The organism is Streptomyces sp. NBC_00287, from assembly GCF_036173105.1.
Taxonomy (GTDB): domain Bacteria; phylum Actinomycetota; class Actinomycetes; order Streptomycetales; family Streptomycetaceae; genus Streptomyces.
On sequence record NZ_CP108053.1, the window covers coordinates 284588 to 301962 of the forward strand.

13 protein-coding genes and 3 pseudogenes are annotated in these 17375 nt (G+C 68.8%); 10 read left to right on the forward strand and 6 right to left on the reverse strand.

What is annotated here, in order from left to right:
• Positions 1 to 32 precede the first annotated feature (32 nt).
• Both OHT76_RS01540 and OHT76_RS01545 read right to left on the reverse strand, forming a co-directional pair.
• The gene (locus OHT76_RS01540) at positions 33 to 1376 is read right to left on the reverse strand and encodes an ABC transporter substrate-binding protein (protein WP_328868865.1); all 1344 of its coding nucleotides are present in this window, start codon (positions 1374 to 1376) and stop codon (positions 33 to 35) included.
• Between the two features lie 120 nt (positions 1377 to 1496).
• Entirely contained in the window at positions 1497 to 3320 is a 1824-nt protein-coding gene (locus OHT76_RS01545; RefSeq protein ID WP_328868866.1) for a glycoside hydrolase family 2 protein, read from the reverse strand.
• 149 nt (positions 3321 to 3469) lie between these two features.
• Here OHT76_RS01545 and OHT76_RS01550 point away from each other — a divergent pair, with 149 nt between their 5' ends.
• The 4 genes from OHT76_RS01550 (at position 3470) to OHT76_RS01565 (ending at position 7070) form a co-directional block, all read left to right on the forward strand.
• Entirely contained in the window at positions 3470 to 4480 is a 1011-nt protein-coding gene (locus OHT76_RS01550; protein ID WP_328868867.1) for a LacI family DNA-binding transcriptional regulator, read from the forward strand.
• Between the two features lie 303 nt (positions 4481 to 4783).
• Complete coding sequence (locus OHT76_RS01555) at positions 4784 to 5413, forward strand: hypothetical protein (RefSeq protein ID WP_328868868.1); 630 nt, start codon at positions 4784 to 4786, stop codon at positions 5411 to 5413.
• 108 nt (positions 5414 to 5521) lie between these two features.
• A complete protein-coding gene (locus OHT76_RS01560; RefSeq protein ID WP_328868869.1) occupies positions 5522 to 5851 on the forward strand; it encodes an antibiotic biosynthesis monooxygenase family protein in 330 nt (109 codons plus the stop codon).
• A 331-nt stretch (positions 5852 to 6182) separates the two neighbouring features.
• On the forward strand, positions 6183 to 7070 hold the full coding sequence (locus tag OHT76_RS01565) for a S1 family peptidase (RefSeq protein ID WP_328868870.1): 888 nt from the start codon (positions 6183 to 6185) through the stop codon (positions 7068 to 7070).
• Between the two features lie 110 nt (positions 7071 to 7180).
• Here the strand turns inward: OHT76_RS01565 and OHT76_RS44070 are convergent.
• Positions 7181 to 7319 (reverse strand): annotated as a pseudogene (locus tag OHT76_RS44070) (IS200/IS605 family transposase); the annotation flags it as partial.
• Between the two features lie 25 nt (positions 7320 to 7344).
• Here OHT76_RS44070 and OHT76_RS01570 point away from each other — a divergent pair.
• Positions 7345 to 8688: an RNA-guided endonuclease InsQ/TnpB family protein gene (locus tag OHT76_RS01570; protein ID WP_328868871.1), complete on the forward strand. Its 1344-nt coding sequence runs from the start codon at positions 7345 to 7347 to the stop codon at positions 8686 to 8688.
• Between the two features lie 98 nt (positions 8689 to 8786).
• Here the strand turns inward: OHT76_RS01570 and OHT76_RS01575 are convergent, their stop codons facing one another.
• Together OHT76_RS01575 and OHT76_RS01580 are read right to left on the reverse strand one after the other, a co-directional pair.
• Positions 8787 to 9452 carry a nitroreductase gene (locus tag OHT76_RS01575; protein ID WP_328868872.1) on the reverse strand — a complete coding sequence of 222 codons (666 nt, stop codon included), beginning with the start codon at positions 9450 to 9452 and terminating at the stop codon, positions 8787 to 8789.
• A gap of 122 nt (positions 9453 to 9574) precedes the next feature.
• Positions 9575 to 10639: an N-acetylmuramoyl-L-alanine amidase gene (locus tag OHT76_RS01580; protein ID WP_328876429.1), complete on the reverse strand. Its 1065-nt coding sequence runs from the start codon at positions 10637 to 10639 to the stop codon at positions 9575 to 9577.
• Positions 10640 to 10867: 228 nt separating this feature from the next.
• Here OHT76_RS01580 and OHT76_RS01585 point away from each other — a divergent pair, with 228 nt between their 5' ends.
• The gene (locus tag OHT76_RS01585; RefSeq protein ID WP_328868873.1) at positions 10868 to 11308 is read left to right on the forward strand and encodes a GyrI-like domain-containing protein; all 441 of its coding nucleotides are present in this window, start codon (positions 10868 to 10870) and stop codon (positions 11306 to 11308) included.
• Positions 11309 to 11766: 458 nt separating this feature from the next.
• On the opposite strand, the pseudogene OHT76_RS01590 reads toward OHT76_RS01585, so the two are convergent.
• Positions 11767 to 11868 (reverse strand): annotated as a pseudogene (locus OHT76_RS01590) (IS5/IS1182 family transposase); the annotation flags it as partial.
• A 2-nt stretch (positions 11869 to 11870) separates the two neighbouring features.
• Between OHT76_RS01590 and OHT76_RS01595 the strand changes: the two are divergent.
• The 4 genes and pseudogenes from OHT76_RS01595 to OHT76_RS01610 form a co-directional block, all read left to right on the forward strand.
• Positions 11871 to 12447, forward strand: a pseudogene (locus OHT76_RS01595) (IS701 family transposase); the annotation flags it as partial.
• Between the two features lie 466 nt (positions 12448 to 12913).
• Positions 12914 to 13618, forward strand: coding sequence for a DUF2637 domain-containing protein (locus tag OHT76_RS01600; RefSeq protein WP_328868874.1), 705 nt, complete (start codon positions 12914 to 12916; stop codon positions 13616 to 13618).
• Between the two features lie 48 nt (positions 13619 to 13666).
• Entirely contained in the window at positions 13667 to 14179 is a 513-nt protein-coding gene (locus OHT76_RS01605) for a protein kinase (protein WP_328868875.1), read from the forward strand.
• Positions 14180 to 14507: 328 nt separating this feature from the next.
• A complete protein-coding gene (locus OHT76_RS01610) occupies positions 14508 to 17354 on the forward strand; it encodes a PQQ-dependent sugar dehydrogenase (protein WP_328868876.1) in 2847 nt (948 codons plus the stop codon).
• Positions 17355 to 17375 lie beyond the last annotated feature (21 nt).

Here is a 17375-nt window from a genome sequence, read left to right on the forward strand (position 1 = left end):
TGTGCCTCCTGCGCGGGTCGTTCGCAGCCGGGTCAGGCCGGGCTGGGCTTGGAGAGGAAGGTGTTCAGGCGCCGCACCATGGCGCGCGCCGCGCGGTCGGGGGCGAGGCCGTCGAGGAGGGCCTGCTGGAGGACCTGGGACATGGCGTTCTGGAGGTCGGATCCGGCGCCGGCGAACCAGACGGCCGGGTCGAGCACGACGTGGCTCTGCGCCTGCACGTAGTGGGCCTGCGGCTTCAGACGCTCGTACTCGGCCGTGCGGGTCACGGGCCGGTAGGACGGGATGTGTCCGGCGGTGGCCCAGATCTGGCCCGCTTTGAGCAGGGCGGCGACCGCGCGGTGGGTGCGGCGGCGGCGCTCGGTGTCCGGGTCGGGGTGATGCGGGAGGACGAAGGCGTGCGCGTCGGCGTACACGGCGGGCGTGCCGAACACCGTGGGGAACGGGGCCGCTCCGACGTTCTCGTCCGCGGCGCGGAACGTGCCGAGCTCCCACTCCCCCGACAGGATCATCGCCGTCTGCCGGTTGGCGAAGGCGGCGATGGCCGCGGCGTAGTCCAGCCGGCCGGGGTTGACGGTGCCGTCGACGAGCCGGGCCATGAAGGCGATCACCTCGGCCATACGGTCCACGTCGACCTCGGCGGGTCCGCCCTCGGGCAGCCGGAAGACCCCGCCGGTCTGCCGGTACAGGCCGTAGAACAGGCGCCAGCCCTGGGCGGTGTCGGTGACGTAGCCGAAGGCGATGCCCTGCTTGCCGGATGCCTTGGCCAGTTCCTTTCCGGCGGCCAGGAAGTTCTCAGGCGAGTTGAAGGCCTCCGCGTCCAGTGCGCCGGCCTTCGTCAACAGGCCTGCCTTGGCGGCCGGTTGGGGGTGGAAGAACACGATGAAGGGGTGGGTGTCGAGGGGGATGGCGTAGGTCTTGCCGTCGAACCGGGTGCGGGACCACACCGCGTCGGCGAAGTCGTCCTGGCCGACGCCGTATTCGGCCAGGACGTCCAGGTCCCACGGGTCCAGCAGGCCGGTGGGTGCGTATCCGGCCAGGCGGGACAGGTGGGCGACGGCCACGTCGGGTCCCCGGCCGCCGGCGGAGGCCATGGCGAGCTTGGTGTAGTACGGGGTGCCCCATTCCAGGACGGTGCGTTCGATCCGGGTCCCCGGCATATCGGGGCGCGCGGTGCGCACCATGTCGTTGAGCAGGCCGCCGTCGGCCCCGCTGAACAGGTCCCACAGGCGCACGGTCGACGCGTCGGCGGCGAGTGCGGATCCGCAGCCGCTGAGCGCGCCGGCGCCGAGGGTCGCGGCCCCGGAGGCGAGGGCGGTCGTGAGCAGGCGGCGCCTGGTCGGTCCAGGGCGACCGACTGGTGCGGGCAGGCCGGTCATATGGCTCCTTCCCCGGGGGTGGCGGGAGGGGCGGGGTGTGTATCTCGCCCTCTTCCGCCGCCGTCCGGATTTACATCGATGTAATTAGCAGGCAGAATTCGCTGCTTGCGCAGTTGTTCGTTACGGCGTGCGTTCGAAGGCAGCCGGGCGCATCTGGGCGTCCCGCAGCCGTGCGGTGTCGACCTTCTCGGTGCGGTCGAAGCGGTAGACGCCGTTGCGTTCCTGGAAGACGTCGGTGAGCTGGGTGTAGCAGTAGCCGAACATGTCCGGGTCGTCGAGGAGTACGCCGGTCAGGCCGGCGAAGCGGTCGAGGAACTCCTCGGCGCTGCGCGGCCGTTCGCCGTAACCCCAGGAGGTGTCCGGTTCGTTGCCCGTCCCGGCCGCTGCCTCCGGGTCCCACCAGATGCCGCCGAACTCGCTGCAGAAGTACGGCTGTCCGCGGTAGGGCAGCGACCACGGCCGCCCGTCCGGGCCCCGGTTGATGTACGGCCGGTCCTGCGCCAGGCCGTCCATGGCCTTGGCGAAGGCGGCCGGGTCCTGCTCGTAGCAGTGGGAGTCGTACACGTCGGTCTCCGCCACCCGGTGCGCGTAGCCGGAGGCGTCGATCACCGGGCGGGTCGGGTCCGCCTGCTTGGTGGCCCAGAACATCGCCCGTGTGACGTCGTCGAGTTGGGTGATGCGGTCGTGCAGGGGCTGGTACGTCTCGTTCATCGGGCACCAGCCGACGATCGACGGGTGGGAGTAATCGCGCTCCAGGACCTCCAGCCACTGGGTGACGTAACTGGCGTCGGGGCGCTGGTTGTCGTCGCGGACGCCGACCTCGCAGCCCCAGTCGCCGAACTCGCCCCAGACCAGGTAGCCGAGGCGGTCGGCGTGGTAGAGGTAGCGCTCCTCGAAGACCTTCTGGTGCAGGCGGGCGCCGTTGAAGCCGGCGCGCAGGCCCAGTTCGATGTCGCGGACCAGGTCGGCGTCACTGGGGGCCGTCATGAGGCCGTCCGGGTAGTAGCCCTGGTCCAGGACGAGGCGCTGGAAGACGGGGGCGCCGTTGAGCAGCACTCGCTTGCCGTGGATGGCGACCGAGCGCAGTCCGGCGTAGGAGCGTGCCGTGTCGACGACCGCGCCTTCGGCGTCCAGGACCTCCAGGGTCAGGTCGTACAGGTGCGGGTCCTGTGGGGACCAGACGCGCAGCCGGTCGGCGGGGACGGGCAGGACGAGCCGGGGGCACAGGTCGAGGTCCGCGCGGGATTCGGCGGTGGTGACCTCCCCTCGGTCGTCGGTGAGCGTGGCGCGCACGCGGTGGCCGGGCGCGTTGGCGGTCAGCGGGAGTTCCAGGAAGAAGGAGCCGGAGGACAGGTCGGGGGTGATGCGCGGGCGCTTGAGGGCGATGGTGCGCGGGATTGGCTCCAGCCATACGGTCTGCCAGATGCCGGTCGTACGGGTGTAGTGGCAGTGGGAGTTGGCGTACCAGGTGGCCTGCTTGCCGCGCGCCTGGACGCCGTGGCGGCTGTCGCGGGCGCGGACGACGATCGTCAACTCCTCGCCCGCTGCGGCGACTTCGCCGAGGTCTGCGGTGAAGGGGGTGAAGCCGCCGCGGTGCCGGGCGACTTCGGTGCCGTTGGCCCAGACCGTGGTGTCGTGGTCGACGGCCCCGAAGTGCAGCAGTACGCGGGCGTCGGCCCAGTCGGCGGGCACGGTGACCGTTCTGCGGTACCAGACGGCCTCCAGGAAGTCCGTCTCGCCGACCCCGGACAGCACCGACTCCGGACAGAACGGGACGACGATCGTGTCACTGAGGTCGCGCGTGGCCAGGCCGCGCTCCAGACCGGTGTCCGAACGGTCGATCTCGAACTGCCACTCGCCGTTGAGGTTGAGCCAGGCCTCGCGGACGAACTGCGGCCTGGGGTGTTCGGGACGGGGAACGTCCGGGAGGTGCGGGACGGGCATGGGGCTCCTTGCATCGAGAGTGCCGGTCGGTGCGAGGCACATGGCACCATGGATTTACATCGATGTAAATGCGCGGGACGAGGATGGTCCGGCCCGCAGTCGATTCGTGATGGTCGGTACGATCACGGCGAGCGGAAGGAAGGGGCAGCGTGGCGGGCAGACCGAGAATCAAGGATGTGGCGGAGTACGCCGGGGTCTCCCCCAAAACCGTCTCCAACGTGATCAACGACTTCGAGCATGTCTCGGAGCAGACCCGGGCCGCCGTACGCGAGGCGATCGACGCGCTGGGCTACCGGGTCAACATCGCCGGCCGGCAGCTACGGCAGGGCCGCACCGGCATGATCACCCTGGCCGTGCCGGAACTCGACGTCGCCTACTTCTCCGAGCTCGCCAAACACGTCATGGCCGAGGCCGACCGCCGCGGCCGTACCGTCCTGCTCCACCAGACCGGCGCCGTGCGCGAGCGCGAACTGGCCGCGCTACGGGGTTTCGACACGCAGTTCTCCGACGGTGTCATCCTCAGCCCGCTGGCCCTGCTCCCCCACGACCTCGCCACCCGGGACCGCAGGCTGCCGGTGGTGCTGCTGGGTGAGCGGTCCGTCGAGGGCACCGATCACGTCGGCATCGACAACGCCGGGGCGGCCCGGGACGCCACGGAGCATTTGCTCGCCCGGGGCCGGCGCCGCATCGCCGTGATCGGCGGCGCCGTGCGCGGCCGCCAGGGGACCGACCGGCTCCGCACCGACGGCTACCGCTCGGCACTCAAGGCAGCCGGGCTGCCCTTCGACACCGAGCTGGTGGTGCCGGTGGAGGCGTACCACTGGCAGGACGGCGCCCGGGCCGCGACGACGCTCATGCAGCGGGCCACTCCCCCGGACGCGCTCCTCTGCCTCAACGACCACATGGCCCTGGGTGCGTTGCGTGCCCTGCACGAGCTGGGCCGCTCAGTGCCTGGGGAGCTCGACGTGGTCGGCTTCGACGACATCGAGGCGTCGCGCTTCAGCGTGCCCTCGCTGACGACTGTGGCTCCGGACAAGCAGGAGATCGCGCGGGCCGCGGTGTCCCTGTTGCTGGAACGGATCGATGATCCGGACGGGGGACCGTTGGAGGATCATGTGGCTGGGCATCGGGTAGTCGTGCGGGAGAGCAGCGGGGGCTGACGCCGGGGCGGGTGGCGTGGCGGCTTCCGTGGGGTGGCCGCCGGGCGGCCACTGCCGGTAGCCAGGGACGGTACTGCGCCCGCCAGCAGGCCGCGCATCCCGCTCACTGCCTGGTGCGCCCCCTGCGCGCCTCCGTGCGCCGCTTCGGATGGCCGAATTCCCGCCATCCGTAAGGCACTTGGCCGCGAAGTGGGTATCCACATCACAGTGGCATCAGGGAGGCATTGGGGGGCTGGCACTGTGGCGCGCCTGTCGTGGACGTCCGGCCCCTTCGAATCGCGTCGCGCGCAACGGCGGCAAGCCGTGCGCCTGCTGCGAGCCCGGGGGCTCTACGGGCCCAGCTTCCGCGATGTGCTGCCGGCGCTCGCGCTGGTGGTGGCGGCGGTGTGCTCCCTGGTCGCGCTGCTCGCCTGGGGATACAGGACCGCGGGGGTCGCGGTGCCGCTCGCCGGGGTCGTGGTCGTCGTGGGTGCCATCGCGTTCTGGGTGCGGCATCGGCGCCCGGGTACTCGTCGGCGCCTCGGGTATTACACGCCGGACGACCTTCTCGAACTCGACACCCAGGGCCTCGCGCTGGCCGTAGCGCGGATGCTGCGCCGGGACGGGTGGCGGGTGCGGCTGATGCCCGCGCCCGACCGGCCCCGCGTGTGCGCCCGACACACCGACGGCTGTCACCTGGACGTGTCCTTCCGGCCGGTGGCGGAGCCGCTGCCCGACGAGGAACCGCCGCATCCGCATGCGCGCCGCGGGAAGCCGGACGAGGAGATCCTCCGCTTGGTCGTGCACCGGGGCACCTTCGCGGCCCGCGACGTCCGGTGGGCACGCCGGGAGGGCAAGACGCATCTGCTCGACGGCTCCGCGCTGCGGCGGTGGGGAGCGGGCGAGAAGCTGGGCGAGTTGCTCGCCGAAGAGGGGCTCGCCGGAGAAAGGTGAGTTGCTCGCCGAAGAGGGTGTGAGCCCGAGAGGCGCCCCGTCGGCCGGCGACGCCTCCGACGCGGGGCGGCGCCCGTCGGCCCACCGCCGTGCGGCAGGATGAGCACCATGAGCGTAGTCAAGATCAATGTACTGACCGTCCCAGCAGAGCAGCGCGAGACGCTGGAGAAGCGCTTCGCCTCCCGTGCGCACGCCGTGGAGAGCTCTGACGGCTTCGAGTGGTTCGAACTCCTCCGTCCCGTCGAGGGCACCGACAGCTACCTCGTCTACACGCGCTGGCGCGACGAGGCGTCCTTCCAGGCGTGGATGGAGGGCCCGATGAAGACAGCACATCAGGGCGGCGGCGCTGAGGGCGGCGAGCGCCCCCGGCCGGCGGCCAGCGGGTCCACCCTGTGGTCCTTCGAAGTGGTGCAGCAGGCAGCGCCCAAGGGCGACTAGCGTCTACGGTCCAGCAGCACCCCCGGCGGGCCGGCGCCGCGCTGCCTGCTCGCGCGGGCGTCAGGCGTCGGCCTCGTCGGCGGCGGGGGTGCCCTGGGCCTCGGAGCGGAGCGCCGCGCCGGTGAGCAGCGCGCCGAGTCCCTCCTGTACCCCGGTTCACGGCCTGAAGCCGACCTACCCCCGCCCGCCGCGTCCCGGCACAATGGGCGCTGCCTCGTTTCCAACAGGCGGCTCAGACAGGCCGCGTGAGACGACCTATCACACCGGCATCACCGCACCAGAGTCCGGCACGCCTGGCCAATCAGCCACGGTCTTCGGGGAGTTGTGGGCGATGAGAGCACGCCGTACCGCCATGGGACGTTTCCGGTCGACCGCCGGCGTACTGAGTCTGCTCGTCGTGGCCGTCCTTGTCCTGTCCGGAACGGGTTCGGCCGCGACGGACGATGTCGTGACGAGCCGCGCGGCAGCGGCCGCCTCGTCCGTCGAGGCGCTGGGGATCGCCGGGACGGCCTGGGCCGTGGACCAGCGCACGGGGACGTTGCGGGTCCATGCCGACTCCTCGGTGACGGACGCCGATCTCGTCCGACTTCGACAGGTCGCCGCGCGTTCCGCGGGCGGTATGACCCTCGAGCGGCAGGACGGCCGGCTCCGCCCCCTCGTGTCGGGCGGCGACGGTGTCTACGCCTCCGGTCTGCGCTGCTCGGCGGGGGTCAACGTGCGCAGCGGAACCACGTACTACTTCGTCACGGCCGGGCACTGCACGGAAGCCGGGTCCACCTGGTACGCCAGTGCCGCCCAGACCACCGCGATCGGCCCCACCACCAGCAGCAGCTTCCCCGGCGACGACTTCGGCGTCGTCCGCTACGGCAACAAGGCCGTGCCGCACCCCGGCACGATCGGAACCGTCGACATCACCGGCACCGCGACCGCTTACGTCGGGCAGAGCGTCTGTCGCCGGGGCGCGACCACCGGTGTCCGCTGCGGCGTGGTCACCGCGCTGAACGCGACCGTCAACTACGGCGGCGGCGAGATCGTGTACGGCCTCATCCGGACCAACATCTGCGCCGAGCCCGGCGACAGCGGCGGCCCGCTCTACGCGGGTGACAAGGTCATCGGCATCCTCTCCGGCGGTTCCGGCAACTGCACTACTGGCGGGACCACTTACTACCAGCCCATCCAGGAAGTCCTCGCCGTCCATGGGCTGTCCGTCTACCTTTGATCGTGGCCAGTGCGCCGCCCTTCAGGGTGGTGAAGGCCGTCTCAGAACTGCTCTGACCCGCGTCGGGTGATCGGGTCCGCAGTGTTCAGCTCAGCTCACGGGGCGTTTCTGTCTTCGCAGCGCGTCAGCATCTCGTCCGTGAACGCCTTGCGCCGGTACTTGGTGACGAACAGCAAGTTCGACATGAAGGTTGTAGACGACGTGGTGGCCGGTTCTGACATCGGGATTCGGATTCCAGCGTGGTGACATAAACCAACTGAGTAGAGTGATCGTCATGAGTGAACTCGGCCTGGTGAAGCGGCAGTTCGGGCACCGTGCCCGACTGGCACTGAGCCCTGCCGAGATCCGCGTCATCAATGACCAGGCGCACGCGGCCCGCACCATGTGGAACTGCCTGCATTCCTGGTGGCAGATGATGCCCAAGGACAAGCGCACCCCGGCAGGCGCGGACGCTGCGATACGGCAGGCCCGCAAGGATCTCGATTACCTCGCCGCCCTTCCCGCCCAGGCCGCACAGGCCGTCTTGAAAACGTACCACCGGGCGTGGGTGAACTGCTGGGAGGGACGGGCCGACGAGCCCCGCTACAAGGGCCGCTTCCGCTCGCCGATGTCCGTGGACATTCCGCAGGGCCGGGACCTGAACATCGTCCGCGTCCACCGCCGGTGGGGCATGGTCAACATTCCCAAGGTCGGCCGGGTCCGCTTCCGCTGGACCAAAGACCTCCCGGTCGGCAAGCGCGCGAACAAGGAGAACCGGATCACCGGCGCCCGCCTGGTCAACGACGCGCTCGGCTGGCACATCGCCTTCCGCGTCCAGACCCTCGAACGCTCCCCCGAGCCGCACCAGGGGCCAGAGGTCGGCATCGACGCCGGGGTCAACATCCCCCTCGCCCTCTCGAACAAGGACCACCAGGACCACGGGCGCCCTGCGCGCCTGCCAGGCGGTGACTGCGACCGTGACAAGTGGCTCACCCCGAAGGAGAAGGCCAAGCTCCTCAAGCTGGAGCGGCAGGCCGCGCACCGCAAGACATTCCGCAAACGCGGGGAGAAGGCCTCCAAGCGTTTGCAGCACACCTACGACCAGATCAAGCAGCTCCGAGCAAAAGCCACGCGACGAGCCCTTAACCGGCAGCACCAGACAACCACCTACCTCGCCCAGACGTACGGCGTGCTGGTGGTCGAACAGCTCAACATCCTCGGCATGACCAAAGCCCCCAAGCCGAAGCCCGACCCCGACAACGCGGGAGCATTCCTGCCCAACGGGGCCGCCGCGAAGGCCGGCCTGAACCGCTCCATCGCCCAGGAGGCGTGGGGGCGGACCGTGACGATGCTGACGTACAAGACCGCCCGCTACGGCGGCCGACTCGTCAAGGTCCCCGCCCCGCATACCTCCCAGCGATGCTCCGCCTGCGGATTCACCGTCCCCGGCAGCCGAGAGAATCAAGAACTGTTCGTATGCAAGAACCCTGACTGCGGCTGGACGGCGAACGCCGACTGGAACGCAGCCCGCAACATCTTGCACCTGTACCGGATCGGCCACGTCATCGTGGAGGTCCCGGCCGCCGGAAGGCGCGGTCGCAGGGCGGGTAAAACCGTCAAACCCACCGCAGCAATGTAGGCGGGAATCCCCTTCCTGAGCTTACGAAGGGAGGGGAGAACTTCAATGACGGGAAGGGTTCTCAAACGGGGGCTGCGGGACGGTCCGCGCTCTAGCAGTCACGCCCCGATGAAGCTCACGGTTTCCGCCATGTCCGCCCGCCCGGTACGCAGCCGCGGCACGCCTTCCTTCTCGAAGCCCACGGAGACACCGCAGAACAGTACGAGCCCGGCGTCAGCTCCGACGATCTCACTGACGGTCTCGCGATACATCGTCCACATCACCTGGGGGCAGCTGTGCAGCCCTTCCGCCCTCAGCAGCAGCATGACCGTCTGCAAGTACATCCCCGCGTCACCCCATTGCCCGGGGCCCATCGTCCGCTCGAGGTAGCAGAACAGGACGACCGGCGCCCCGAACGCCTTCGAGTTCATGGCGGCGATCTTCATGGGTCTGTCGGGGTCGTAGCGCTCGATTCCCAGAGCCTTGTACCGCTGGGCGGCCGCGGCGGAGAAGCGGTCCAGATAGGGCGAGGCCAGACCGGCCGGGTACATCGGATACTCCCGCTCGTCCCCCGGATCCCCCGCCAGGGCCCTGGCCGTCGCGCGCCTCTTCAGTTCGGCCAAGGGCTCGCCGGTCACGACATACACATGCCACGGCTGGAGATTCCCACTCGACGGAGCCCGCGTCGCCGCAGCCAGGACTCGTTCGAGTACCTCCTTGGATACGGGCTCATCGCTGAAGGCCCGCACAGCCCGGCGACTGTCCACGGCCTCGTACACATCCACGTGTTCTCGTCTCCTCACTCAACGGCAACCGCCTCTCTGCCGGGCCGGCATGCACATGCGGCCGGGCCCTACGGTCGCGCCGGCTCCACCGAGTGCGGGGCATCGAGGAGATATGACCGGGCTCAGGCTTCCTCCCAGACGAGCACCGTGAGGACCGCGCTGGTGACGGTGATGAGCACGTCGGCCTGGTTGAGGAGGCGCACCCGCATGCTCCGGCCCGATGCCAGTCGCTTCGTGAGGGGCACGACCGCGAAGGTGTCGCCGCCGGTGCCGACGATTTCGTCGATGGGGTGGTCCGTGCGGTGTTCGGTTCCCTCGAACTCCGACATTCGCGCCTGGACCACGCATCTGTCGGGCAGGCCGTCGAGGCGCAGGCTCAAGGACCCGGTGAAGCGGGCCGGGCCGCGGACGAAGACGCTGCCGCCTGCGGCGTGGTCGCCGGGCTCGTCGGTCCACTCAGCGGTGAGCTCGATCGAGTCCCAGGCGCCGGGCGCCAGCTCGTACGGTTGTGCCAGGCCGAGGTTCACGTACTGGGGCATGGGGTCGTCGTCTCCTTCCCACACGCCGGCCGGGAGGTCCAGGCATGCGGCGAGGTCGCTGCGGAAGTCCTTCATGTCGAAGCCGCGGGGGTCGATCTTCCAGTCCGACCACTCCAGGTGGCCGATGGCGCTCTTCGCGCTCCAGCCGTGCGCACGGCAGACCCCGGCGGTGGCCTTGACGATGGCGACGTACTGGACACGCGGCCACGGATCCCGGCCGTCGCCCTTGTTCTCGCACTCCCAGCCATAGAAGCGAGCATTGCCGTCGACCGAGCCGGCGCTGCCGTCGTGCTCGTTCGTGGGCGGCGGGTAGCTGCCGTACGACTCGTTGATGACGGCGGCGAGCACGTCGGGGTCTCCGCCGCCGGCGTGGTTGGCGCGGCCGTTGCCCGTCAGGTGGACCGTGCCGTCCTTGGTGATGCAGCCGGTGGCCAGCGGACCGGGCAGGGCGCTGTGGCCGTGGTAGATGAGGCTGACGACGTCGCTCCCGGGGCCGGTGACGGTGTGGTGGATCATCACGCCGTTCACAGGGCCCCAAGGGCCTTTGTGGTTACGGTTGTTCGTGCGCCAGCCGCTGACCTCGCGGACGGCGCAGCCCTCGGAGCGCAGTGCGGCAACCAGCCGGTCGGCGGTGAGCGGATCGGCCATGGCCAGTCCTCCGATCTCCGTGGAGCCCAAGTCGTGCCAGGCGGGCATTTCTTCACCGCGAAAGTTTTGCCCTCCCTGGCGTGGCCGTACGCCACACAGGTCGTCTTGAATCGATGATTTCTCGGGGCGCATCGGGTCTATATGCCCTGAGTAGCTCGGGACCTGGATGGGAGCAGCGTGAACAGTCGCAGATCTGACAGCGAGGCCCTTGCCTCGGAGCCGGAATTGGTGAATCTGGACCCTGCGACGACAGCGGTCGTCCGTGGTGTCGTCCCGATGGCCGAACTGCGGAACTTCTTCGATGCTTCCTTCAGTGCCCTCACCCGGATCATCGATCAGCAGGGGATCACCTTGCTGAGTCCCGCCTTTGGGCTCTACCACGGGTCGCCGGGAGAAACCCTGGACCTGGAGGTCGGCTTCGTGACGGACCGGGCGGTGCGTCCGGAGGCCGGGGTCGTGGTCGGTTCACTTCCCGGAGGGCGGGTCGCCCGGCTGACGCACCGTGGGTCGTTCGACGGTCTCGGATCCTCCTGGGAACGGCTGCACTCCTGGATGCGGGCGCAGGGACTGCCGGCCGGAGAGGACAGGTGGGAGTTCTACGTCACGCGACCCTCCCCGGACATGGACCCGCGGGAGTTGCGTACTGAGCTCAACTGGCCCGTGGCGTAGACGCTGTTTCTGATGGCGGACCGTTGGCCACTGGAAACGGGTGGTCTGCCTGAAGGGCTGCTCGGTACCGTGGCTCGGTGTGCTTCTACGCCATGACCTACTACAAGCTGCACTACGCGTGCGTCTCGTGCCGTGTCAGCTTCAAGCAGCATGCCTATCCGCAGCGGGAGCACCTGTGCCCAAACTGTGCTCGGCCCCTCATCTGCGCTGGTTATGACTTCGCCCCTCCGCCCAGGCGTGATGTCCGCGGGTGGTCTGTGGTGGCTGCGGTGTTGAGGGAAGGGCTGCGCTACGAGGGGCGATCGGCCTGCGGGTGTGGCAAGGAGCCCAAGTACCGCCCGCGGACAAGAGCCGAACTGCGGGTGCGTCGGATCGTTGCCGCAAGGGACGGGCTCCCGTTGTCCGAGACATTTTCCCGACCGGACCCTCTGACTCCGTCGGCCGGCTGACCTCGCACCTCAGTGTGTCAGGCGGCGGCATTGGCTGATGAGGGCTGCTGCGACGCCGACGAAAGCCAGGAAGTGCTCGGGCTTGCGCTCGTAGCGGCGGTGCAGGCGTCGAAGTGCCGCGTTCCTGGACCGAGGACACGGCCCGCTGCCGGGCGGCCGGGATCCCCGACTCCGCCGCCTTCACCACGAAACCCGCCCTTGCCGCCCGCATGATCGGCCGCGCCCTGGACGCCGACGTCCCGGCACCCTGGGTGGCCGGCGATGAGATCTACGGAGGCAACCCGCACCTGCGAACCGAGCTGGAGACACGCGACATCGGCTACGTACTCGCCGTCGCCTGCGACCACCAGATCACCACTCGCGCGGGCACGTTCCGCGCCGACTCCCTGGCCAAGAAGCTACCGAAGCGAGCCTGGCAGAAACTCCGCCGGCGCCGGAGCCAAGGGGCACCGCTTCTACAACTGGACCCTGGCCGACATCGCCGACAACCGGCCCGGCCACCACCAACTGCTCGTCCACCGCAACCGGCGAACCCGTGAACTCGCCTTCTACCGCTGTTACTCAGCGATCCAGGTTCCGCTGTCCACCTCGGTGCGGGTCGCCGGACGCAGATGGACGGTCGAGGAGACCTTCCAGTCCGGCAAGGGCCTGGCCGGACTGGACGAACACCAGGTCAGACGCTGCACGTCCTCCCGATCTCAAGCCAGCCACTATCAACAACAAGATGAACATCGCGATCTACAACTGGAGTATTAGATCAACAAACGCCCCTGTGGCTCTAAGAACTCTTACGCAATGTGACCCCTTCGGTATTCAATCAAAGCCGGCTGGAGTGCGGCTCGGGGGTGGTGGCGATGCGGTATGAGCCCCGAAGGTTGCGGATGCCCGGTTCTCCGATCAAGCGTTTGGGTGCGGCATCGGTGCTAGCTCTTTCGTGGGTTTTGATCACCCGTTCGCCGGACAACCTCCTTCCCGATTGCGTTCGTTATGCGGACGTGACAGGGAAGTTCAGAGAAAGGATTCGATTCTCCCGCGATCGGTGATACACGCCATTTTGACCGACGGCGGGAACTGCTCAAACCTATTTGGATGATTTTCTGAACGTGATCAGGGATATGAGAACTGAATACTTGTCCCGTGCTCAAGACGGAACATCGTGAACGAGGGCGCGGAGGGCTTTCAGCCGGTGGAGAGGTACCACGACAGAGCACGCTTCTACAGCCCGCAGTACCCGCTGACATCAGAGCACGACATTCGTGACCCGTACGGCAATATCCCCATCCCCGCCCAGCAGTCCTGGGATCTGGAGGACGAGCTGGCCCGGACTCTGTCCGAGGCATCGGGCCCGAATCCGTCTCCCGACCCGATGGACGCGCCACTGAGCAGAAGCGACCGGCGGCGCATGCAGCGGAAACCCGGGATCCTTATCGGCGGTCGTCGCATCACCCAGGTTACGGTCCTGTTCGCCGCCATCGCGGTGTGTGCGGCATGTCTGTTGGGCTGGTCCATTACCTACACCTACGGCCAGCTCACCACGATCGCCCAGCTCGTACTGCCCGAGAAACTGGCGCAATGGTGGCCGCTCACGGTGTACGGCCCGTGGTTCGTCGCGGCCCTGTCGATTCTGCGGGCGGCCGTCCAGCATCAGCCCGCGGCCCGTTCGTGGGGTGTCCTCCTGGTGACCTCGGCCATGGCGGTGGCCTTGTGTGTCAGTCATTCGTCGCGCTCGCCGCTGGCGTTCGTGACGCTCGGAATCCCGCCCATCACCGCTCTGGTGTGCTTCTGGGAACTGGTCGGCCAGATCTCGTCCAAGCACCAGATGCGGAAGGGGGTGCATGCGCAGCGGAGTTCCAAGATGTGAGGAATTTCGGTACAGGCCACACATCCAGCGAGGAACACAGGAAATCCGGTGTCGCTGCCTGTCTCGAAACGGAGAAGGGAAGCGTGCCCGCGGCTGATCTGGCGGGTCGAGGCCAAGGCCTGGGCGCTTTTGGGCTACTCGTTCCTGGCCGGCCGCCACGCCGACTACCGGCCGGGCTCGCCCGACCTGCGCCTCGTGCAGGACGCCCTGAACGAGGTGCAGATCCTCACCGTTCCTGACGGCGCCCCCACACTGTCGGCGCAGCAGCGCTGGGCTTTGTGCGCTCCCACCGGCAGCCCACACCGGTTCGCCAGTGACAGGCTGCTGCACACGGACCTGGCCCCGGACAATGTGCTGGTCGGTGAGCGGGCGCACCTGGTCGACTGGGCATGGCCGACGCGAGGGGCCGCGTGGATCGATCCGGCGATCCTGGCGCTGCGGCTCATCGCCGCGGGGCACTCGCCCCGGCAGGCCGACGCCATCGCCCGCACCTTCCCCTCATGGAAGAGCGCGGACCTGGTCTCCAAGTGCGCCTTCGCCACGGCCAACGCCCGCCTGTGAAGCGACATCGCCGACAGCGACCCTGCTGTCTGGAAGTACCGGATGGCCCGCAGCAGTACGGCGTTCGCCGAATTCCTCGCGCACTCCTGACGCTGGCGCCAAGGAGCCACGGGGCAGGCACTCCGCCCACACTTTGTCCTGATCAAGGAAAAAGCCGAGAGATCCGGCGCGAAAGGGGTTACGCGCCGGAACCAAGGCCGCTAACTTCCTTGAAATGAACCGGTCATGCACATGAGGCCCGGTTCAACGGCGCGACGGCGCGCGCCGGTTCTCCCCTCCACAGGACCGATCGTGTCCTGCTCTCATCCCCACACCTCGGGAGACATCTGTGCGCACAAGACTGTTCAGACCCAGACTCGTCCGTTCGTTGGCGCTGGCGGTGGTGTGTGCCGTCGGCTGCTTCACCCCGGGAACAGCGGCTGCCGCCCCGCCGGATCCGGCCGACGGTGCCGGCGCGGCGGCTGTGGAGTTCCAGCAGGTCACGCTCGCCAAGGGCGTGGCAGAGACGGGCGAGCCGATGACCCTCGCCGTCCTGCCGGACCGTTCGGTCCTGCATACGTCACGCGACGGCACCGTCCGGCTCACGGACGCGGCCGGGACCACCAAGGTGGCAGGCAAAGTCGACGTCTACAGCCACGACGAGGAAGGCCTGCAAGGCATCGCGGTGGACCCGGCCTTCACCTCCAACCGCTTCGTCTACCTGTACTACGCCCCCAAGTTGAGCACGCCGACCGGTGACGCCCCCTCCGACGGATCAGCTTCCGACTTCGCTCCGTTCGACGGCGTCAACCGGCTCTCCCGGTTCGTCCTGAAGACCGACGGCACCCTGGACCCGGCCAGCGAGAAGGCGATCCTCGATGTTCCGGCCTCGCGCGGCCTCTGCTGTCACGTCGGCGGCGACATCGACTTCGACGCGGCGGGCAACCTCTATCTGTCGACCGGCGACGACACCAACCCGTTCGCCTCGGACGGCTATACGCCCATCGACGAGCGGGCGTCCCGCAACCCGGCCTATGACGCCCAGCGTTCCTCGGCCAACACCAACGACCTGCGCGGCAAGGTGCTGCGTATCAAGGTGAACGCCGACGGGACGTACTCCATACCGAGCGGCAACCTCTTCCCGCCCGGCACCGCCAAGACCCGGCCCGAGATCTACGCGATGGGCTTTCGCAACCCCTTCCGTATGAGCGTGGACAAGGTCACGGGCATCGTCTATCTCGGCGACTACGGCCCCGACGCCGGAACCGCGAGTCCCGGGCGAGGGCCCGAGGGCCAGGTCGAGTTCAATCGCATCACGAGCGCGGGCAACTACGGCTGGCCGTACTGCACCGGCGCGAACGACGCCTACACCGACTACGACTTCGCCACCGGGGCCTCGGGCGCCAAGTTCGACTGTTCCGCGCCCAAGAACACCTCACCGCGCAACACCGGGCTGACCGACCTGCCTCCGGCGAAGGCGGCCTGGATCCCGTACAACGGCGGCTCCGTACCGGAGTTCGGCAACGGCTCCGAATCCCCGATGGGCGGCCCGGTCTACCGCTACGACGCCGCGTCCACCTCCGAGGTCAAGTTCCCCCAGGAGTACGACGGCGACTACTTCGCCGGCGAGTTCGGCCGCCGCTGGATCAAGCGCATCGAGGCCGGCGGCGACGGCACCGTGCAGTCCATCAACGCCTTCCCCTGGAGCGGCACCCAGGTGATGGACATGGCCTTCGGCCCGGACGGCGCCCTGTATGTCCTCGACTACGGCACCGGCTACTTCAACGGCGACGAGAACTCCGCCCTGTACCGCATCGAGCATGTCACCGACGGCCTCGCCCCGATCGCGCAGGCCAAGGCGAACGTCACCTCCGGCAAGGCGCCTCTGGCGGTCTCCTTCTCCTCGTCCGGCAGCTCCGACCCCGACGGCGGCGCGCTCAGTTACGCCTGGACCTTCGGCGACGGGGCGACCTCCGCCGCCGCCAACCCGTCGCACACCTACACGACCAACGGCCAGTACACGGCCACGCTGAAGGTCACGGACCCGACCGGGAAGACCGCGACCGCCTCCGTGCAGATCACCGTCGGCAACACCGCCCCCACGGTGCGGATCGACGTTCCCGCGGACGGCCGTATCTACGACTTCGGCGCCGCGATCCCGTTCAAGGTGACGGTGACCGACCCGGAGGACGGCACCATCGACTGCGCCAAGGTGAAGGTCTCGTTCATCGTCGGACACGACAGCCACGGCCACCCGCAGACCTCGGCCACCGGCTGCACCGGCACGCTGCAGACCCTGGCCGACGGCGAACACGACCCCAACGCCAACATCTTCGGGGTCGTCGACGCCGAGTACACCGACCAGGGCGCGAGCGGCCAGCCCGCGCTGACCACCCACGACCAGCACATCACCCAGCCCTCCCATCGGCAGGCCGAGCACTACGGTGACGCGTCCGGTGTCCAGGTCGTCGCCCACGGCCCCGCCCACGGCGGCAGGACCGTCGGACACATCGACAACGGCGACTGGATCTCCTTCACGCCGTACGCCCTCGACAACGCCACCGAGTTCACCGCCCGGGTCTCCTCCGCCGGTGCGGGCGGCACCCTCGAGGTACGCGCCGGTTCCCCGACCGGTGTCCTGCTCGGCACCGCGACCGTGCCGGTGACCGGCGGCTGGGAGACCTTCCAGGACGTGACCGCCGACCTCGCCGACCAGCCCGCCGGTTCCACGCAGTTGTACCTCGTCTTCAAGGGCGGCACCGGCTCGCTCTTCGACGTGGACGAGTTCTCCTTCACCACCTCCGGCGGCGGAACCCGCTCGGGTGCGGTGAAGGGGGTCAACGGCAAGTGTTTGGACGTCGACGGCGCCAACACCGCCGACGGCACCGCGATCCAGCTGTGGACCTGCCACGGCACCGGCGCCCAGACATGGACTCTGCCCGGTGACGGCACCTTCCAGGCCCTGGGCAAGTGCCTGGACGTCTCCGGCGGCGGCAGCGCCGACGGTACGAAGATCCAGCTCTGGACCTGCAACGGCACCGGCGCCCAGAAGTGGACAGCCCAGTCCGACGGCACCGTCCGCAATCCCCAGTCCGGCAAGTGCCTCGACGCCTCCGGCGGCACCTGGAACGACGGCACCCCCGTCCACCTGTGGACCTGCCACACCGGACCGAACCAGAAATGGACCCTTCCGTAGAGTAGAAAGGAGGCGCCCGAC